Genomic DNA, 19,051 nt, shown 5'->3' with positions numbered 1-19,051 from the left:
CGTCCTTGCCCTCGTGGTCCTTGCCCTTGTCGTCCTTGCCGTTCTCGTCCTTGCCGTTCTCGTCCTTGCCCTCGTGGTCCTTGCCCTTGTCGTCCTTGCCGTTCTCGTCCTTGCCGTTCTCGTCCTTGCCCTCGTGGTCCTTGCCCTTGTCGTCCTTGCCCTTGTCGTCCTTGCCGTTCTCGTCCTTGCCGTTCTCGTCCTTGCCCTCGTCGTCCTTGCCGTGCTCGTCCTTGCCGTCGCGGCCGGAGGAGTTGTCCTCCTCGCGCCAATCGCCCTTGTCGTCGTGCACCGGCTTGAGCTTCACCTTGCCGGTGACCTTGGACCACACGAAGGCGTGCTCCTGGCGATCCGGGCAGATCTCGAGGAGCTTGACCTCTTCGCCGGCCTTGACGACGTGCGGCTTGGCGAAAACCTTGCCGTCACGGTCCTTGCCACCGTCGTGGTGCCCATCGGCGGACGCGATCCCCGGCGTGAACACCAGGAGCGCCGCACCGCCGAGCGCGGCGCCCGCAACGACCTTCCCGAGCATCTTCTTAGCCATGACCTGCGTCACTCCATCCCTGTTGTCCTGAGCTCGGCGACAACCGAGCTAAGACCGACGTTAGACCGTTTCATGAACTATGAAGGGAAACATTCGCGTTTTGACCTTTGCTGTTAGTAAGTGGCAAAGGGGTGCTACGCGGCTTTCTCCCCGCCGAGCGCCGTGTGCGAGCGCGACACCGGGTTCTGCGTCGCCACGGTGTTCCGCACTCGCTGTGCCGGCTCGGTCGGCTCATCCGGTAGCGGCGGCGTGGTTCCGCTCCTGCTGGTCGCGCGGTCTCGAAGGTATCGTCCGAGTCGGGTCACGGGCGCCGCCGCCGGAACGCATCGAGCCATTGCCATGGAAGCGCTCCCATGCAAGAATCGGCGCACGCGGTTCGGGGAGCCACACCGCGCAGGCAGGGAAGTCGAGGGCATCCGGTCCGCCGGACGACATCCCGCCGCCGACCGACCGCTCGCCGGTCGTTCACCACCACCACCACCGCCCGTCCGGGTCGGGCACCCCCCGCAGAACCCCGTTGGCGCCGGCGGCCGTCCGTTCCGGACGCCCACCGGGCCGTCTCGCCGGGCCGTACGCGAGCCCGGTCTCGCCCAAGGAGATCAGTGGCATGAATGTGTGGAGAAGGCTGTCCGGCCCACGCCGGGCCCTCGCGCTCGCCGGCGCGGGCGTCCTGGTCGCCGGCGGGTTGGTGACGATCCCCGTCACCGCGGCGCAGGCCGCGACCCAGTGCGACATCGCCTACTCGGCGAACGAGTGGCCCGGTGGCTTCACCGCGAGCATCACCATCAGGAACGTCGGCGACCCGATCAACGGCTGGACGCTCGGGTGGACCTTCCCGAACTCCAGCCAGCGGGTGCAGCAGGGCTGGTCGGCCGAGTTCACCCAGTCCGGCAGCCAGGTCACCGCGCGCAGCCTGTCCTACAACGGCAGCCTCGCCACCGGCGCGTCGACCAGCATCGGGTTCAACGGCGCGTGGAGCGGCAGCAACCCCAGGCCGACCTCGTTCACCCTCAACGGGGTGACCTGCAACGGTGGCACCACGCCGCCGACCACGCCCCCGCCGACGACCCCGCCCCCGACCACACCCCCGCCGACCACCCCGCCGCCGACCACGCCCCCGCCCGCCGGCAGCAAGGTGGACAACCCGTACGCCGGGGTCCGGGGATACGTGAACTCCGAGTGGAAGGCCAAGGCGGACGCCGAGCCGGGCGGCAGCAGGGTGTCCAACAACCCGACCGCGGTGTGGCTGGACCGGATCGCCGCCATCAACGGCACGCCGGACAGCAGCTCCAACGGCGCCTTCGGCGTGCGTGACCACCTGGAGGAGGCGCTGCGCCAGGGCGCCGGCTACATCCAGTTCGTGATCTACAACCTGCCCGGCCGGGACTGCGCGGCGCTCGCCTCCAACGGTGAGCTGGGCCCGAACGACCTGCCCAGGTACAAGGCCGAGTACATCGACCCGATCGCCGCGATCCAGGCCGACCCGAAGTACCGGAACATCCGGATCATCAACATCATCGAGATCGACTCGCTGCCCAACCTGGTGACCAACACCTCCGGGCAGGCTGGCGGCACGGCGATGTGTGACACGGTCAAGGCCAACGGCGCGTACGTCAACGGCGTCGGCTACGCCCTGGCGAAGCTGGGCACGCTCGGCAACGTCTACAACTACATCGACGCCGCGCACCACGGCTGGATCGGCTGGGACACCAACTTCGGCCCGACCGCCGACCTCCTGAAGGCCGCCGCGGTCGCATCCGGCAGCACGGTGGCCAACGTGCACGGGTTCATCGTCAACACGGCGAACTACTCGGCGCTGCGCGAGCCGTACGTCAAGATCACCGACACCGTGAACGGCACGTCGGTGCGACAGTCGAAGTGGGTCGACTGGAACTTCTACGTCGACGAGCAGTCGTTCGCCCAGGCGTTCCGGCAGAAGCTGGTCCAGGTCGGTTTCGACGCCAACATCGGCATGCTGATCGACACCTCCCGCAACGGCTGGGGCGGCACCGCCCGGCCCACCGGACCGGGCGCGACGACCAGCGTGGACACCCACGTCAACGGTGGCCGGATCGACCGCCGGATCCACGCCGGCAACTGGTGCAACCAGTCCGGCGCTGGCCTCGGCCAGCGGCCCAGGTCGGCTCCCGAGCCGGGCATCGACGCGTACGTCTGGGTGAAGCCTCCGGGCGAGTCGGACGGTTCCAGCGAGCTGATCCCGAACGACGAGGGCAAGGGCTTCGACCGGATGTGCGACCCGACGTACACCGGCAACGCCCGCAACGGCAACAGCGCGACGGGCGCCCTGCCGAACGCGCCGATCTCCGGCGCGTGGTTCTCCGCCCAGTTCCAGGAGCTGATGCGCAACGCGTACCCGGCGCTCTGACCGGATCGCTCCCGCACCCACCCGCCGCCGGCGGTAGGTGAGGCACCGCCGGCGGCAGGTTCCCCGGGTCCCCGGTCCGACCGTGACGGTCGGGCCGGGGACCCCCTCGTGCGCCCTGCTCAGGGCACGGTGCGCTCGATCGCCGCCCGACCCTGCTCGGCCAGGTCTCGGCGGGCCTTGTCCAGGTTCTCCGGGGTGAGGTCCTGCCCGCGGGCCATCACCAGATCCTCCGGCTCCCAGGGCTGTTCCGCGCCGGTACGGATGTTGTCCCCGCCGGCGCCGGTGCCCGTTCCGGTCGCCCCGGTGCCGGCGGCGTACGGGTCGCCGAGCAGGTCGTCGGTGCCCGGCGCGAGGTCGTCCGGCCGGTTGCGGGGCTCGCCGAAGGATGGGGTGTCCCGGTCCGGGCCGCCCCCGGTCCGCAGCTGCGGGACGGTGCTGTCATCGTCCGCCGCGGCGGCCATCTCCGGGCTCTCCTCCAGCGGCGGTCGGCGGTCGCGATCGGTCATGGTGCTGCCTCCTGTGTCCGACACGTTGCCTGATCCCCCTCGCGTACCCTCTCGGGCCGTGCCCATGCCCCCCGGTGGGCCGATGCGCGCCGACCGCCCGGCGCGCGGAGCGGCGCTGCTCCGCCTGCGTCTCGTCGATCAGCGGATCTTGTGCCGGCTGGCCATGGTTGTCCATCTGCTGTCGGGTCCCGCCCTGTTCCGGCCCGCTCGGGCGATCCGGCAGGCGGACCGTCCGGGCGTACCGGGGCACCCGGCCGGCTGGCCGGGGTGCCCGTGGTGTGTCGCTCAGCGACCCAGCACGCGGTCCAGGAAGTCCCGGTAGCGGCGTACCGCCATCCGCAGTTGCTCGGTGTCCGCCGAACCGGCGTCCTGCCATCCGCCCAGCGCGTTCTTCTGCGCGGCCAGCGCCGACGCGAGCGCCTGGATGGCCTCCTCCACCAGCGCCTGCGCCTCGCCCGCCGCCGCCTGCGGATCGTCCACGAAGCGCAGCTGCACGTCCCGCCAGCGGTCCCGGAAACGCTGTGCCGCGTCCGCGTCGAGGAGCGTGGCCGGCTCGGCCGCCACGGTCGACCCGACGGGTCGCGACGTACCGGCCGACTCCAACGAGGCGCCGCCGCCACTGGCGGCGAGCACCGGGTCGGCATCCGGCGAGACCGCGTCCGGGTCGACCATCTCCGGAGTGGCGCTGCCGTAGGCGGCCGCGTCCGCGTCACCGCCGGGATCGGTCAGATCACTGCGCCGCTCGGGCCCACCGTCGGTGCTTCCCGGCGGGGCGACGGTCCGCGCGGAGGTGTCCGCGTCGGCCCGGGCGTCGTCGGTCTCCGGATCGGTGCCCCGGCGGTGCAGTTCGGCGGTGGGGTCGGCCCGCAGACCCTCACGCTCGCCGTCCTCGGCGCCGTCGCCGGGCTGGGCGGTCCGCTCGGCCCGGGGGTCCGGCTGATCCTCCGGGCGCGGGCTGGCCAGCGCGGACGCCGCCACCGCATCGGCCACCGTGGTGGCGCCGAAGGTGGTCGGCAGCGGCCCGGGCTCATTGAACCCGCCCTCGTCGGTGCGGTCGTCGGCGGCTGACGGGTCGTCGAAGGTGCCCCGGTCGTCCAGGGCGTCCTCGGGCACGTCCGCGCGACCCGCCCGGTCGCCCGCAGGCGGCACCGGCACCGGCGCGGACCGGACGGCCTCCGAATGGTCGTTGCTCACCTGCTGCTCTTCCTGGCGCATCGGTGGCCTCCTCAGCGGCTCGTGGCGTCGTGCGGGGTGTCCGGATGGCGCTGCTCGGGCGGGCGGTGGCCGACCGGCTCCTCACCGAGCAGGTCGGCGAAGAGTGCCCGGTAGTGCACGACCGCCTGACGCAGCTCCTCGGTGCTGGCCTCGCTCCGGGAATTACGCAGGTGGATCTCGTGCGCGTCCCGGTAGTTGGTCAGCGTGCGAGCGTGGTCGACGGAGAGATGGGCGATCTGGTCCGAGAAGTCCCCGGTCGGGTATCCCTGCTCCTCGATGAGCCGGGTGACCAGCTCATCCGCGTCGCCCACGGTCTCTTGCGGCGAGTCGACGAAACGGACCTGAAGCTCCTCCCAGGCGGCGGCGTAGCGGGCCCGGGACTGCGGGGTGAGCGGCGTGAGCGTGAGCTCGGCGTGCCGGCGTTCCCGGTCGCGCAGCTCGCGCTCCGCGGCGGACCGGCTGTCCTGCTCCGCCACCACCCGGTCGTACTCCGGCCCGAAACGGCCGCGCAGCGCGCGACGTCGGCCGAGTGTCCGGACGGCCACGACCAGTGCCGCGATGGCCAGCACGACGAGCACGATGACGATTATCTGCGTGGGCGACATGGCTCCTCCTTCGTCACCTCGTATTCCCTCGGCGCACTGATCGCCAATCCCGATCCGGGGCACTTTCCTCATCGGTTCGTGTCCGGTGTCGCGGGACCTGCCTCCGATCGTGCGATGACGAGGGCCACAGCACGGGATCCGGCCAAAACTTGACTCGTTCCAGAAAGCGCGATTGTGTTGGATGGTTCGCCCCGGCCGGCAGCACGAAACACCCATCTGGAGGAGAGCGATGAGCGACCCACAGGCCAGCAAGCCGATCCTCACCACCCGGCAGGGCCACCCCGTGCACAACAACCAGCAGCAGCGGACGGTCGGTTCGCGCGGCCCCGCCACGCTGGAGAACTACCACTTCCTGGAGAAGATCAGCCACTTCGACCGGGAGCGCATCCCGGAGCGGGTCGTGCACGCGCGCGGCTTCGTCGCGCACGGCGAGTTCGAGACGTACGGGACGATCGGTGACGAACCGGCGGCCACCTACAGTCGTGCCAAGCTGTTCCAGACCAAGGGCAGGAAGACTCCGGTCACCATCCGGTTCTCCACCGTCATCGGCGGCCGGGACTCCTCCGAGGCCGCCCGCGACCCGCGCGGCTTCGCGGTCAAGTTCCGCAACGAGGACGGCAACTGGGACATGGTGGGCAACAACCTCCAGGTCTTCTTCATCCGCGACGCGATCAAGTTCCCCGACGTGATCCACGCGCTGAAGCCGGACCCGGTGACCTTCCGCCAGGAACCGAACCGGATCTTCGACTTCATGTCGAACACGCCGGAGTCGATGCACATGCTGACCTGGCTCTTCTCCCCGTACGGCATCCCGAAGAACTACCGCACCATGCGGGGCTCCGGGGTCAACACCTACCGTCTCGTCAACGCCCAGGGCGAGGCCGTGCTGGTCAAGTTCCACTGGATGACCCAGCAGGGCGAGCACAACCTCACCCAGGCCGAGGCGGACGCGATCCAGGCCACCGAGCTGGGCCACGCCTCCAAGGACCTCTACGAGGCGATCGAGCGCGGCGAGTACCCGCAGTGGGAGCTCAACGTGCAGATCATGAGCGACGACGAGCACCCGGAGCTGGACTTCGACCCGCTCGACGACACCAAGATCTGGCCGGAGGAGCAGTTCCCCTACCTGCCGGTGGGCATGATGACCCTCAACCGCAACATCACCGACCACCACGACGAGAACGAGCAGATCGCCTTCGGCACCGGTGTGCTGGTCGACGGCATCGACTTCTCCGACGACAAGATGCTGGTCGGTCGCACCTTCTCCTACTCGGACACCCAGCGCTACCGGGTCGGCCCGAACTACCTCCAACTGCCGGTCAACCGGCCGCGCGAGGACGTGCAGGTCAGCACCAACCAGGGCGGCGGCCAGATGTCGTACGGGGTGGACCACCGGGGCGGCAACCCGCACATTAACTTCGAGCCGTCCTCGGTCGCCGGTCTCCAGGAGGCCGACGAGTCCTACCGGGAGTACCGCCCGTTCGTCTCCGGGCAGATCATGAAGGCCCCGATCGAGCGGCAGAACAACTACTCCCAGGCCGGCCGGCGCTTCCGTGAGATGGCGGACTGGGAGCGCGACGACCTGATCCTCAACCTGACCACCCTGCTGGCCCAGTGCGACAAGCACATCCAGGAGAAGATGGTCTGGCACTTCAGCCAGTGCGACGAGAACTACGGCCGGCGGGTCGCCGAGGGGCTCGGCATCGCCGCCGACGCCTGATCCGCACCGCGCCACGACGAGCGCCCCGCCGGTCCGCCGGCGGGGCGCTCGCCGTAACGGACGGATTGCATGTCGGAGCGTCCATGTTGGCGCGACAGGCGGTAGTGCAACGCGGTGTGATTACGTATCCTGCCCAAGGCGCCCGCGCCCGTGCCCGGCCCCATGGCCGGGCGCAACCGGCCGGCGCGTTGCCCGGCGGTGCCGGCGCACCTCCTGCCACCCCTGCACGGGCGAGGTCTGATGAGAACCCGCGACTGGCCGATCCGCTCGAAGCTGACCGCATTGGTCGTCGCGCCGGTGACCGCGCTGCTGGCGTTGTGGATCTTCGCCACCACGCTGACCTTCGGTCCCGCCCTGAACCTGCTCTCCGCCCGCACCCTGCTGTACGACCTGGGCCGCCCCGGCGAGGTTGTGGTCACCGAGCTGCAACGGGAACGCCGCCTCTCGGTGGTGCAGCTCGCCGGCACCACCGAGCTGCCAGCCCTGGTCGAGCAGCGGCAGCGCACCGACCGGGCGGTCGCCGAGCTGCGCCGCCGGGTCGACGGGGAGGAGCTGCGCGACGCCGCCGACGACCTGCTCGACACCCGGGTCGACCAGCTGGTCACCGCCCTCGCGGCGCTGCCGGCCGGCCGGGACTTCATCGACGACCGCAAGGTGGACCGGACCGGCGCCATCGGCCTCTACAGCGGCATGATCTCCTCGGCCTTCCAGGCGTTCGCCGGCATGGCGAACCTGACCGAGCCCGACCTCAACCGGCAGGCGCTGGCGCTCACCGCGCTGGGCCGTTCGCGGGAGCTGCTCGGCCAGGCCGACGCCCTGCTGGCCGGCGCGCTGGCGGCAGGCCGGTTCGCCGAGGGGGAGCACACCCAGCTCGTGCAGGCCATCGGCAACCAGCGGTGGCTCACCGAGAGCGCGGTGGCCGACCTGCCCGAGGCGGGTCGGGCCGCGTACCAGCGGCTGACCGAGGGTGCGGCGTTCACCCGGCTACGCACCATGCAGGACGCGCTGGTCGTGGCCAACGGGTCCGGCCGGCCACCGGTGGACGCGGCGACCTGGCAGGCCAGCCACGACGCGGTGCAGCAGCAGCTGCGCGACTTCGAGCTGGCCGAGGCCGACGGGCTCGCCGACCGCTCGGTGCCGATGGCGGTCCGGATCCTGGTCCGGCTGGCCGCCGCCGGGGTGCTCGGGCTCGTCGCCGTGGTGATCTCGGTGCTGGTGGCGCTGCGGGTCGGCCGGACGCTGGTCCGACGGCTCGGCGGGGTCCGCACCGCCGCGCTAGAGCTGGCCGAGCACCGGCTGCCGGACGTGGTGACCCGGCTGCGCCGTGGTGAGCAGGTCGACGTGGCCCGGGAGGCGCCCCCACTGGAATACGGCCACGACGAGATCGGCGAGGTTGGGCGAGCCTTCACCGAGGTGCAGCGCACCGCGGTCCAGGCCGCGGTGGACGAGGTCACCCTGCGCCGAGGGCTCAACGAGGTCTTCCTCAACATCGCCCGGCGCAGCCAGAGCCTGGTGCACCGGCAGTTGCACCTGCTGGACCGCATGGAACGTCGCGCCGAGGACCCGGACGAGCTGGCCGAACTGTTCCAGGTGGACCACCTGGCCACCCGGCTCCGCCGACACGCCGAGGACCTGGTCATTCTCGCCGGCTCCGCGCCGGGCCGGGGCTGGCGCAACCCGGTCGCGATGGTCGACCTGATCCGGGGCGCGAGCTCCGAGGTCGAGTCGTACGACCGGGTGGACATCACCGCCGTGCAGCCGGCCGGCGTGCTGGGCCGGGCCGTCGGCGACGTCATCCACCTGCTCGCCGAGCTGATCGAGAACGCCACGGCCTTCTCACCGCCGGACACCCGGGTCACCGTCACCGGGGAGCAGGTGGCCAGCGGGTACGCGCTGGAGATCACCGACCAGGGGCTGGGGATGTCCGCCGCGGCGCTGGAGAGCGCCAACGTCCGGCTCGCCAGCTCGCCCGAGTTCGACCCGGCGCAGAGCGCCCGACTCGGTCTCTTCGTGGTGGCCCGCCTCGCCGCACGGCACGGGGTGCGGGTGCGGCTGCGCCCGTCCGGGGAGGGCGGGGTGACCGCCGTGGTGCTGGTCCCGGCCGACCTGATCACCACCGAGCCGCCGGCCGGTCCCGATCCGGCCGGGCTGGGCGCCGCGCCGGCCGGCCCGGACCGGCGGCTGGCGCGGACCGGCCGGCGCGCTGCCGTGCCCCGGCCCCGGGCCGGCCGCAACCGGTCACTCACCGCCCCGCTCACCGCCAGCGCCCCGGCCGCCCGACCCACCGGCACACCGGTGCCGGACCCGGCGCCCGCGAACGGGCCGGGCGCCAACGGGTCGGGCGATGGCGAGTTGTCGCCGACCGGACCGGCCACGGTCCGCGGGCCAGGTGACGGTGCGGCCGACGGGGTGCCGTCCGGCGGCGAGGCGGTGGACGAGCTGGACGGGTTGCCCCGCCGGGTGCGGCGACGTACCCCGGCATCCCGGCCCCGGTCGACGGTCACCGACACCCCGACGCCCCGATCGCCCGAGGAGGTGCGTCGGGTGATGTCGGCTCTCCAGGCCGGCACCGCCCGGGGCCGCGCCACCGTCGTCCCCCCGGCCGCCGGCCCGATACCTGCCCGAGCCGCCGACCCGGGGCCCACCCCGGCCGCCGACCCCGCGCCCGCGGCGGCCTCCGAACCCCTGACCGCGACTGAGAGGGACGCCTAGTGCCGCATTCGACGAAGCAGAGCGCAGGCCTCGACTGGCTGCTCGACGAGTTGGTGGAACGGGTACCGGCGGCTCGGGAGGCGGTGGTGCTCTCCGCCGACGGGCTGCTGCTCGGCTCCTCGGCCGAGCTGGAGCGCTCCGACGCCGAGCACCTCTGCGCCCTCGCCGCCGGCTTCTCCAGCCTGGCCCGAGGCGCGAGCCGGCACGTGGACGGCGGTCCGGTCCGGCAGACCGTGGTGGAGATGGAGTCGGCGTACCTCTTCGTCACCGCCGCCGGGCAGGGCACCTGCCTGGCCGTGGTGAGCGACACCGACGCGGACATCGGCCTGGTCGCGTACGAGATGGCGATGCTGGTGATCCGGGTGGGGGAGTACCTCACCGCGCCAGCCCGATCGTCGGCGGGCGCCGGTGATGCGAACTGAGCCGCCCGGGCCGCAGCACGAGTGGCTGGACGGCGACGCCGGCCCGGTAGTGCGCCCGTACACCCTCACCGGCGGCCGGGTACGCTCCGCCGTCGATGGGTTCGACCTCGTCGCGTTCGTACTGGCCGGGTCGGATCTCGACCCGGCGGCCGACCCGCGGCTGCTCCCGGAGCACCGGCGGCTGGTCGCGCTGGCCCGCCGGCCGGTGTCGGTGGCCGAGCTGGCGGCCGAACTGGACCTCGCGGTCGGGGTGGTCCGGGTGCTGCTCGGAGACCTCCTCGCCCGGGGCCTGGTCGCGGTGCACGAGCCGCCGGCCGCCGGCCACCTTCCTGACAACGACATCCTCAAGGCGGTGGTCAGTGGACTTCGTGCGCTATGACCATGCGGGCTCCGGCACCACCATCCCGCTGGCACTGAAGATCCTGATCGCCGGAGGCTTCGGGGCCGGCAAGACGACGCTGGTGAGCGCGCTGAGCGAGGTTCGGCCGTTGCAGACCGAGGAGGTGCTGACGGGCGCCGGGATCGGCACCGACGACATCTCCGGGGTGGAGGGGAAGTCGACCACCACCGTGGCGATGGACTTCGGCCGGATCACCATCAACGACGATCTCCAGGTCTACCTGTTCGGCACACCGGGCCAGGACCGGTTCTGGTTCCTCTGGGACGAGCTGGCCTTCGGCGCACTCGGCGCGGTGGTGCTCGCCGACACCCGGCGGCTGGCCGGCTGCTTCCCCTCCATCGACTACTTCGAGCAGCGCGGCATCCCGTTCGTGGTGGGTGTGAACTGCTTCGACGACTCCCGCCGATTCAACCTGGAGACCGTACGCCGGGCGCTGGACCTCGACCCGGACGTGCCGATGGTGCTCTGCGACGCGCGGGACCGGCAGTCCGGCAAGCTGGTGTTGATCTCCCTGGTCGAGCACGTGGCCCGGCAGCGCGGCGAGCCGGTGCCGGCCGCCTGAGTCGCCGCCGCGGCGCCGATCCCCGGGCCGGAAAGCCGGTTAACGGGCCGGCATCGCGGGCAGCCTCTGGTTGGATCGACGCAGGAAGCCGGCGGAGGGGTTGGACGTGAGTGGTCAGGTCGAGGTCGTCCACATCGGGGTTTACACCGCGCAGAGCGGCGGGCGGGGCAGTGGCATCGTCGCGGCCCGCCGTGACCCGGCCACCGGGGAGCTGACACCGCTCGGCACGGTGGCGGTCACCCCGTCGCCCTCCTTCCTGGCCCGGCACCCCACCCGCCCGGTGCTCTACGCGGTGAACGAGCTGACAGACGGGGAGGTCAGCGCCTGGCAGGTCGGCCCCGACGGGGCGCTGGATCCGCTGGGCAGCTGGTCGACCGGCGGCGCGGACCCCTGCCACCTGGCCGTGCTGCCCGACGGAGGGCATCTGGTGGCGGCCAACTACGGCGGCGGCAGCGTCGCGGTCTTCCCGCTCGACGGGCGGGGCGTGCCCGGTGAGCGCACCGACCTGGTGGTGCACGAGGGGCACGGCGCCGACCCGGAGCGTCAGGAGCGGGCGCACAGCCACATGGTCTCCCCGGGCCGCGGTCAAGGGCCGCTGCTCGCGGTCGACCTCGGCACCGACTCGGTCTACCGGTACGACCTGGACGGCGCGAGCGGTCGGCTGGTGCCCCGCCGGCCCCGGATCCGTACGGCGCCCGGCACGGGCCCCCGGCACCTGGCCCGCCACCCCGACGGGCGGCGCTGCTACCTGGTCGGCGAGCTGGACGCCTCGGTCACCGCGTACGAGCTGACCGACGACGGCGCGCTGCACCAACGCGGCCGGGTCGAGGCGAGCGAGCGAGCCGGCCATGTCCAACCGTCGGAGGTCGCGGTCGCCCCGGACGGCCGGTTCCTCTACGTCGCCAACCGGGGTGTGGGCACCATCGCCGTCTTCGACCTGGCCGGCGAGCTGCCCGAGCTGGTGGCCGAAGTGGACACCGGTGGCGAGTGGCCCCGGCACTTTGCGTTGATCGGGGAGCACCTGTACGTCGCCGACGAGCGGGCCGACATGGTGCGGGTTTTCCGGCGGGACGCCGGCACCGGCGTCCCGTCGCCGATCGGCGAGCCCGTGCCGGTGCCGAGCCCGACCTGCGTGCTGCCGTGAGCTGTGGAGCCGATGGGGCGAGACGTGAGGCTGGCACCGATTTGGCAACACCATGGGGCCGCTTCATCACTCTGTGTTGCTAAACAGCGATCAACTGTTTCTCCTCCGTAACTTTAGTCCGAACGGATGTGGCAGAGGGGGCACCTTGTACGCAAGATGGTCACCGTGTCAGCAGGCCGCCATCGCATGCGTTCGAAACTTCATCTAGCAGCCGCCGCCGCTACGGCGACGGTGCTCGTCGTCACGACCGGCGTCTGGTTCGGCTATCGGGAGCTGATCCAGCCGAGCTGTTCGGGGGAGATTCGGCTCGCCGTGGCAGTCGCCTCCGAGCTCGCGCCGGCGGTGGACGCCGCCGCGTCGCAATGGGTCAAGGACGGCGCCGCGGTAGGCGGCACCTGCATCCGGGTGGACGTCTCCGCCTCCGACCCCGTCGACGTGGCCGCCGTGGTGGCGGCCAAGCACGGTGCCGTCCTGGCCGGCGTCGGGCAGGCCAGCGGCACCGCCATCACCCCGGACGTCTGGGTGCCGGACTCCTCGACCTGGCTGCTGCGGTTGAAGAAGGACGCCACGGCGTTCGCTCCGACCAACAGCGCCTCCATCGCGCGCAGTCCCGTCGTCGTGGCGATGCCCGAGCCGGTGGCCGGGCGGTTGGGCTGGCCCAAGAAGAAGTTCACCTGGACGGACCTGCTCAAGCAGGTCAACAACCCGGGCACCCCGCTGCGCACCGGGATCGTCGAGCCGACCCGGGACGCGGCCGGCCTGTCCGGCCTGCTGTCGTTGACCGCGGCGGCCAGCGCCGCCGGCGGCGACGCGCAGCGCAACACCGTCGGTGCGCTGCGGGCGCTGGCCACGGGGCGGTCCTCGCTCCGCAACGACCTGCTGGCCCGGTTCCCGGCCGCCACGGACCCGACGTCCATCGCCAGCGGTCTCGGCGCGGCGGCACTGTCCGAAGAGGACGTGATCGCCTACAACAGCAAGGAGCCGCCGGTAAAGCTCGCCGCGCTCTACATGGAGCCGGCGCCGATGCCGCTGGACTACCCGTACGCGGTGCTGCCCGGCATCGAGCCGACCAAGGCCTCGGCGGCCCGGGTGCTGTACGAGTTGCTCACCACCCGCGCGTTCCGCGACCGGCTGGCGGCGCAGTCGCTGCGCGCGCCAGACGGCAACTGGGGCGCCGGCTTCAAGGCGCCGCAGGGTGCGCCGAGCCCGGCCGGCGGCGCGTCGTCCGCGCCGCCCGCCGGCGGCACCGCCGCGGGTGGCCTGGACCCGGCCGCGATACAGCGGGTCGTCTCCAGCTGGTCGATCGCCACCCAGTCCGGCCGGATGCTTGCCGTCGTCGACGTCTCCGGCTCGATGAAGGCAGAGGTGCCGAGCGCCAACAACCGGAGCCGGGAGGAGGTCACCGTGGACGCGGCCCGCCGCGGCCTCGGCCTCTTCGACGACTCCTGGTCGATCGGCCTGTGGACCTTCTCCACCAAGCTGGTCGGCAGCCGGGACTACAAGCAGCTGATCCCCATCGGCCCACTCTCCGCCCAGCGGGCCCAGCTGGAGGGGGCGCTCGGCTCGATCAAGCCCTCCAGCGGCGACACCGGCCTCTACGACACCACGCTCGCCGCGTACCAGGCGGTGCAGGAGGACTGGCAGCCCGGCCGGGTCAACTCCATCGTGCTGTTCACCGACGGCAAGAACGAGGACACCAACGGCCTCAGCCAGGCCCAGTTGCTCGCCAAGCTGAAGCAGATCGCCGACCCGGAGCGACCGGTCCAGGTCATCATGATCGGTATCGGCGAGGGCGTCAGCAAGGCCGAGCTGGAGTCGATCACGAAGGTGACCGGTGGCGGCAGCTTCGTCACCAAGGACCCGAGCGAGATCGGCAACATCTTCCTCAACGCCATCGCGCTCCGCCCGCCGGCGCCGCGCTGATTCGAGGCACAGCCGCGAAAGGGGCCCGCCGTCCGCTGATTCGGTACGGCGGGCTCCTTCTCGGTAGCCCTCGACTGTTGAAGAAAAGTGACGGCAATACGTCGGAAGTAACCGGCGGCCATAGTTGTCAGGGCAGGATGTCGACAGGTTCCGGCGTTGTCGTTCGGCCCCCCGATCCGACCCGTCGGCCGGGGCCGTCCTGATCAGAGTGGGAGGGCCGGTGACCGCGGCGACACTGTTGACCCCCGCCAACAGGTCGGGACAGCCTGGCAGCCGTCCGGCCGGGCTGGTGACGCGCGCCGACGAACGGTCGTACGTCCGGGTCCTGGTGGTGCTGGACACCACCATCCTCATCATCGCGCTGCTCGTCGGGTACGTCGCCCGGTTCGGTGACGATGAGCCGAGCGGCTCGGACATCCCGTACGTGCTGGTCGCGCCGGGGCTGGTGCTGGCCTGGCTGGTCTCGCTCAAGGCGCTCGGCTGCTACGACGACCGGGTGATCGGTTACGGGGCGGACGAGTACCGGCGGGTCAGCTCGGCCAGCCTGCGGCTCGCCGGTGCGATCGCCATTGCCGGGTACATCGCCGACGTCGGCGTCTCCCGGGGCTTCCTCGGCATCACCTTCGCGGTGGGCACCGTCGGGCTGGAAGTCGCCCGCTTCGCCGCCCGTAAGCGTCTGCACCGGGCCCGCTCACGTGGCGCCGGCTGGTCTCGGAAGGTGCTGGTGGTCGGCGACACCGCGCACGTGCTGGAGCTTGTGCACACGTTGCGCCGGGAGCCGTACGCCGGCTACCACGTGGTCGGCGCGTGCATCCCGGACGCGCTGCTGGCGCCGGTGGCGCAGCGGTTGGGTGACGTGCCGGTGGTGGGATCGTTCCGCGGCATCCCGGAGGCCGCCACCGCGATCGGCGCGGACACCGTCGCGGTCACGGCCTCCGGCGAGCTGACCGCCGCCCGGTTGCGCCGGCTCGGCTGGCAGCTGGAGGGGACGGGCGTCGACCTGGTCGTCGCGCCCGCGCTGACGGACGTGGCCGGCCCGCGGATCCACACCCGCCCGGTCGCCGGGCTGCCGCTGATCCACGTCGAGGCGCCCGAGTTCCGCGGCGCCCGAAAGCTGGTCAAGGGCTTCGTCGACCGGTCCGCCTCCTCGCTGGCGCTCGCGCTGCTGCTGCCGCTGATCGCGATCATCGCCTTGGCCATCAAGCTGAACAGCCGGGGCCCGGTGCTGTTCCGGCAGGTCCGGGTCGGTCGGGGCGGGCAGGAGTTCGGGGTGTTCAAGTTCCGGACCATGGTGGTGAACGCCGACGCGCTGCTCGCCGAGCTGGCCGCCCGCAACGAGACCGACGGTCTGATGTTCAAGATGCGTGACGATCCTCGGGTCACCCGGGTCGGCCGGCTGCTGCGCAAGTGGTCGCTCGACGAGCTGCCGCAGCTGGTCAACGTGCTGCTGGGCCAGATGAGCCTGGTCGGGCCGCGCCCGCCGCTGCCCTCCGAGGTGGCCCGCTACGACGGCGACGTGGCCCGGCGGCTGCTGGTCAAGCCCGGCATGACCGGTCTGTGGCAGGTCAGCGGCCGGTCCGACCTGAGCTGGGAGGACGGCATCCGGCTCGACCTCTACTACGTGGAGAACTGGTCCCTCGCCGCCGACCTCACCATCCTCTGGAAGACCTTCGGCGCGGTGGTGAACAGCCGCGGCGCGTATTAGGGCGTGTTTCAGCCGGGCCGGTCACGGCTGCGGGCCGGTCCAGTCCAGGCAGACCACCACCGCGTCGTCGACCAGGTCACCGGAGACGAACGCGCGCAGGTCACCGATCAGCGACCGGACGGCGTCCAGCGGCTCCATCGGGCCGGTCCGCCGCAGGAACCGGTCCAGCGCCGTCTCGCCGTAGCGCGTGTGCTGCCCGGCGGCCTCCACCACGCCGTCGCTGACCACGAAGATCCGGTCGCCGCGCTCCAGCGGGAACCGCTGCTCGTGGTAGTCGGTCGCCTCGAACATGCCGAGTGGGAACTGCGCCTCCAGCGGCTGCTCGGTGACCTTCCCCTCGCGCAACAGGACCAGACGGGGCGAGCCGGCGTCGACCACCGTCAGCACCCCGGAGCGCAGGTCCAGCTCCATCAGCAGGGCGGAGAGGTGCCGTTCACCCCGGTACTCGTCGTACAGCGCCTGGTCGGCGAGGGCGGCCTGGTCGGCCAGGCCGAGCCCGGCCCGGCGGGCGTTGCGCAGCGCGTGGGTGGCCAGCGAGGTGAGCAGGGAGGCCGCGACGCCCTCGCCGGTGCCGTTGACGGTGGACAGCCAGAGCCGCTGCCCGTCGTCGGACCAGTCGAAGCTGTCGCCGCGCACCGTGTACGCCGGCTCCAGCTGCCCGGCCAGACTGAACGACGGCCGGATCCGGCTGCGACCCGGCAGCAGGTCCCACTGCATCTCCGCCGCCAGGGTGAGCCGCTGGCTGCGCCGCGCGGCGCGATAGACGTCGGTGCCGGCGGCGACGGCGGCCAGCTCGTGGGCGAGCGCGGTGGCGATGTCGGCCAGCTCGCCGAGGAGGGCCGGGTCGTCCGGGACCGGCGCCAGTCGCAGGACCCCCCGACGCTCGCCGCGCATGCTGACCGGGAGCCAGACGGTGCCGGCGGCGAGCACCGGCGACTGGTGGTCGAAGGCACGCCAGGCGGGGTGCCCGGGACCCGTGACAGGGTCACCCTCGGTGAGGGGCAACAGCTCCGAGAGTCGGTAGTCGACCTGGTACAGCTCCGTCTCGGTGATCCCGTACGAGGCGGCAAGAACGTCGCCGACGCCGCCGACGAGGCGGTCGGCGGGTGTCTCGTTCAGGGTACGTCGTGCCCGATTGACCGGTTCGCTCATCACCGCTCCCTTGATCAAAGCTCGACCACCAGTGGGTTCGGAGTAGTCTCGGGCCACCATGGCCGAAGTGAACGGTCCGCCGGACCCTGAGACGAGTATGGCTGCCGCTCTAGACGCGGCGGCGGCTGCCCTGCTGACCCTGTGGGAGTCGGCTCGGGAGGGAACCGCCAGTCGGGTGTCCGGAGCGCAGCTACGGGCTGTGATGGTCGTCGAGCTGTACGACGGGATCAACCTGCGCGGGCTCGCCTCCCGACTCGGCATGCTGCTCAGCTCCGCCAGTCGGCTCTGCGACCGGCTGGTCGCCGCCGGAATGCTGGAGCGTGAGCCAGGCCGTTTCGACCGGCGGGAGATTGCCCTGCACCTCACCCCCGAGGCCCGCCGGCTCCTCGCCGAGCTGCGCGCCGACCGACAGGCGCAACTCGCCGTCGTGCTGGCCGGGATGAGCCCCGCGGGTCGCACCGCGCTGCTGCACGGGATGCGGGAATTCGACGAGACCGCCCGCCGGCAGCAGGCGCAGACGTCGGCGCCGGACGACCTGGAGCGGCCCACCGGGCGGGCGGGCGGGCGACTGGCCGGAGGACCCGGACCGGCCGCGCCGGGCGGAGTGGACGAACCTGTCGGATGGCCACGGCGGGCCGGTGGGCGCACATCGGGAGTCGCCGACCGGGGAACCTCCGGTGGCTCGGACCGCCTGACCGCGGCGGCGCCGGGTGGCCCCAGGCTCCCGCACCGCTGACCGGACCGGCGATGCCGCCCCGGCGGGGACCGGGCGCCGGTCAGCCGGAGCGGGCCAGCCAGCCGGCGGGTCGGGCGACGATCTGGCGCACCACCGAGCCGGCCGCGCCCACCACAGCGGCCTCCGCGCCGAGCGTCGCCGGCCGGACCGTCACCGGCGACCAGGCGGCGGTGAGCACGCGGCTGGCGATCTCGGCGAGCACCGGGGGGCACAGCCAGGGCGCCAGCGGGGCGTACCCGCCGCCGAGCACGACGGTGTCCAGGTCCAGCAGGTTGACCACGCCGGCCACCGCGACACCCAACGCCGTCCCGGCGTCGTGCAGTGCCCGCAGCGCGTCAGCGTCGCCGGCCTCGGCCAGCTCGGCCAACCGCGCCGTCGCGGTGTCCGCGGGAAGTTCCGCCCGGGTCAGCCCGGCGGCGGCCACGATCGCCTCCTGGCCGGCGTACTGCTCCAGGCAGCCCTGCCCACCGCAGCGGCACGGGCGGCCCTCCGGGTGGACCGGGAGGTGCCCGATCTCACCGCTCCAACCGCGTACGCCGCGAAACAGCGCACCGCCCAGCACGATTCCGGCGCCGATGCCGACCTCGCCGGAGATGTGCAGGAAGCTGGCCGGGCCGGGCGGCCGGGAGTGCAGCTCGCCGAGCGCGGCGAGGTTGGCCTCGTTGTCCACCACCAGCGCCGGTACGCCGGGCACCCGCTCGGTCAACGGCGGGTGCCCGGCGAGCAGCGCAGGCACCGGCACGTCGTGCCAACCGAGGTTCGGCGCGAGCCGGACCAGCCCGACGCCGTCCACCAGGCCCGGCACGGCGAGCGCGGCACCGGCCAGGGTGAGGCCCTGCCGGGCGGCGTCGGCGCGGGCCCGCGCGGCCATCTCGACGAGTCGGGCGAGTGCCTCGGCGGGGGCGACCGGGCGCAGGTCGGCCCGGTGCACGGTGCGGTGCCGGACCTGGCCGGAGAGGTCCACCACGCAGACCGCCAGGTAGTCGACGTTGACCTCCAGGCCGAGCCCGGCCGGCCCCTGGTCGGCCAGCACCAGGCCCCGGGCCGGTCGGCCGGCGCCGGCCCGGGGCGCCGGATCGGCCTCGCCGACCAGCCGGCCGGCGAGCAGGTCCTCGACCACCGCGGAGACGGTGGCCCGGGTCAGGCCGGTCGCCGTGGCGAGGTCGGCCCGGGACGGGGGACGGTCGGCGGCGGCGATCCGGCCGAGCACCAGGGCGAGGTTGAGCTCGCGGAGGCTGCCCTGACGGACGGCGCCGGCCGGAGCGTTGGTGAGGCTCACCCCTTGACAGTGCCACAGGCCGCGCAAATAATTCAATCGCTGA

Annotated in this window: 15 protein-coding genes and 1 pseudogene; 10 read left to right on the top strand and 6 right to left on the bottom strand. The window is 72.5% G+C overall.

What is annotated here, in order from left to right; all coding sequences use genetic code 11:
* A pseudogene (locus ACWD5O_RS09575) lies at positions 1-553 on the bottom strand (hypothetical protein); the annotation flags it as partial.
* 595 nt (positions 554-1,148) lie between these two features.
* Between ACWD5O_RS09575 and ACWD5O_RS09570 the strand changes: the two are divergent.
* Positions 1,149-2,927 (top strand): glycoside hydrolase family 6 protein, encoded by a 1,779-nt coding sequence (locus ACWD5O_RS09570; RefSeq protein ID WP_450085004.1) that lies wholly within the window; start codon positions 1,149-1,151, stop codon positions 2,925-2,927.
* Positions 2,928-3,046: 119 nt separating this feature from the next.
* Here ACWD5O_RS09570 and ACWD5O_RS09565 read toward each other — a convergent pair whose 3' ends face one another.
* From ACWD5O_RS09565 to ACWD5O_RS09555, 3 genes are all read right to left on the bottom strand, one after another.
* A complete protein-coding gene (locus ACWD5O_RS09565; protein ID WP_354963887.1) occupies positions 3,047-3,433 on the bottom strand; it encodes a hypothetical protein in 387 nt (128 codons plus the stop codon).
* Between the two features lie 285 nt (positions 3,434-3,718).
* On the bottom strand, positions 3,719-4,648 hold the full coding sequence (locus ACWD5O_RS09560; protein ID WP_354963888.1) for a hypothetical protein: 930 nt from the start codon (positions 4,646-4,648) through the stop codon (positions 3,719-3,721).
* A gap of 11 nt (positions 4,649-4,659) precedes the next feature.
* Positions 4,660-5,253 (bottom strand): hypothetical protein, encoded by a 594-nt coding sequence (locus ACWD5O_RS09555; RefSeq protein ID WP_450085003.1) that lies wholly within the window; start codon positions 5,251-5,253, stop codon positions 4,660-4,662.
* A 229-nt stretch (positions 5,254-5,482) separates the two neighbouring features.
* On the opposite strand from ACWD5O_RS09555, the gene ACWD5O_RS09550 reads away from it, so the two are divergent.
* The 8 genes from ACWD5O_RS09550 to ACWD5O_RS09515 all read left to right on the top strand — a co-directional run bounded on the left by ACWD5O_RS09550 (position 5,483) and on the right by ACWD5O_RS09515 (position 15,841).
* Positions 5,483-6,973 carry a catalase gene (locus tag ACWD5O_RS09550; protein WP_450085002.1) on the top strand — a complete coding sequence of 497 codons (1,491 nt, stop codon included), beginning with the start codon at positions 5,483-5,485 and terminating at the stop codon, positions 6,971-6,973.
* 240 nt (positions 6,974-7,213) lie between these two features.
* Positions 7,214-9,685, top strand: coding sequence for a nitrate- and nitrite sensing domain-containing protein (locus tag ACWD5O_RS09545; protein ID WP_450085001.1), 2,472 nt, complete (start codon positions 7,214-7,216; stop codon positions 9,683-9,685).
* Entirely contained in the window at positions 9,685-10,107 is a 423-nt protein-coding gene (locus ACWD5O_RS09540; RefSeq protein WP_354963892.1) for a roadblock/LC7 domain-containing protein, read from the top strand. Before ACWD5O_RS09545 ends, ACWD5O_RS09540 begins: the two co-directional genes overlap by 1 nt.
* Positions 10,097-10,486, top strand: a complete 390-nt coding sequence (locus ACWD5O_RS09535; protein ID WP_354963893.1) for a DUF742 domain-containing protein — start codon at positions 10,097-10,099, stop codon at positions 10,484-10,486. The genes ACWD5O_RS09540 and ACWD5O_RS09535 overlap by 11 nt, the downstream gene beginning before the upstream one ends.
* Complete coding sequence (locus ACWD5O_RS09530) at positions 10,467-11,069, top strand: GTP-binding protein (protein WP_354963894.1); 603 nt, start codon at positions 10,467-10,469, stop codon at positions 11,067-11,069. The genes ACWD5O_RS09535 and ACWD5O_RS09530 overlap by 20 nt, the downstream gene beginning before the upstream one ends.
* 106 nt (positions 11,070-11,175) lie before the next feature.
* On the top strand, positions 11,176-12,213 hold the full coding sequence (locus ACWD5O_RS09525) for a lactonase family protein (protein WP_354963895.1): 1,038 nt from the start codon (positions 11,176-11,178) through the stop codon (positions 12,211-12,213).
* Between the two features lie 165 nt (positions 12,214-12,378).
* Positions 12,379-14,136, top strand: coding sequence for a substrate-binding domain-containing protein (locus ACWD5O_RS09520; protein WP_354963896.1), 1,758 nt, complete (start codon positions 12,379-12,381; stop codon positions 14,134-14,136).
* A 220-nt stretch (positions 14,137-14,356) separates the two neighbouring features.
* Positions 14,357-15,841: a sugar transferase gene (locus ACWD5O_RS09515; protein ID WP_450085000.1), complete on the top strand. Its 1,485-nt coding sequence runs from the start codon at positions 14,357-14,359 to the stop codon at positions 15,839-15,841.
* Between the two features lie 21 nt (positions 15,842-15,862).
* Here ACWD5O_RS09515 and ACWD5O_RS09510 read toward each other — a convergent pair whose 3' ends face one another.
* On the bottom strand, positions 15,863-16,993 hold the full coding sequence (locus ACWD5O_RS09510) for a PP2C family protein-serine/threonine phosphatase (RefSeq protein WP_450084999.1): 1,131 nt from the start codon (positions 16,991-16,993) through the stop codon (positions 15,863-15,865).
* A gap of 97 nt (positions 16,994-17,090) precedes the next feature.
* On the opposite strand from ACWD5O_RS09510, the gene ACWD5O_RS09505 reads away from it, so the two are divergent.
* The gene (locus ACWD5O_RS09505) at positions 17,091-17,729 is read left to right on the top strand and encodes a MarR family winged helix-turn-helix transcriptional regulator (RefSeq protein WP_450084998.1); all 639 of its coding nucleotides are present in this window, start codon (positions 17,091-17,093) and stop codon (positions 17,727-17,729) included.
* 40 nt (positions 17,730-17,769) lie between these two features.
* On the opposite strand, the gene ACWD5O_RS09500 is transcribed toward ACWD5O_RS09505, so the two are convergent.
* Complete coding sequence (locus ACWD5O_RS09500; protein WP_354963899.1) at positions 17,770-19,008, bottom strand: ROK family transcriptional regulator; 1,239 nt, start codon at positions 19,006-19,008, stop codon at positions 17,770-17,772.
* Positions 19,009-19,051 lie beyond the last annotated feature (43 nt).

The sequence above is a fragment of the Micromonospora sp. NPDC005161 genome (assembly GCF_053599855.1).
Note: the sequence above shows the minus strand (reverse complement) of the source record. Positions and strands in the feature narration are given on the sequence as shown.

What these genes read in the sequence shown, in the direction of transcription:
- ACWD5O_RS09570 (WP_450085004.1), top strand. Translation starts at nt 1,149, where the DNA reads ATGAATGTGTGGAGAAGGCTGTCCGGCCCACGCCGGGCCCTCGCGCTC.
- ACWD5O_RS09550 (WP_450085002.1), top strand. Translation starts at nt 5,483, where the DNA reads ATGAGCGACCCACAGGCCAGCAAGCCGATCCTCACCACCCGGCAGGGC.
- ACWD5O_RS09560 (WP_354963888.1), bottom strand. Translation starts at nt 4,648, where the DNA reads ATGCGCCAGGAAGAGCAGCAGGTGAGCAACGACCATTCGGAGGCCGTC.
- ACWD5O_RS09565 (WP_354963887.1), bottom strand. Translation starts at nt 3,433, where the DNA reads ATGACCGATCGCGACCGCCGACCGCCGCTGGAGGAGAGCCCGGAGATG.
- ACWD5O_RS09510 (WP_450084999.1), bottom strand. Translation starts at nt 16,993, where the DNA reads ATGAGCGAACCGGTCAATCGGGCACGACGTACCCTGAACGAGACACCC.
- ACWD5O_RS09535 (WP_354963893.1), top strand. Translation starts at nt 10,097, where the DNA reads ATGCGAACTGAGCCGCCCGGGCCGCAGCACGAGTGGCTGGACGGCGAC.
- ACWD5O_RS09505 (WP_450084998.1), top strand. Translation starts at nt 17,091, where the DNA reads ATGGCTGCCGCTCTAGACGCGGCGGCGGCTGCCCTGCTGACCCTGTGG.
- ACWD5O_RS09545 (WP_450085001.1), top strand. Translation starts at nt 7,214, where the DNA reads ATGAGAACCCGCGACTGGCCGATCCGCTCGAAGCTGACCGCATTGGTC.
- ACWD5O_RS09555 (WP_450085003.1), bottom strand. Translation starts at nt 5,253, where the DNA reads ATGTCGCCCACGCAGATAATCGTCATCGTGCTCGTCGTGCTGGCCATC.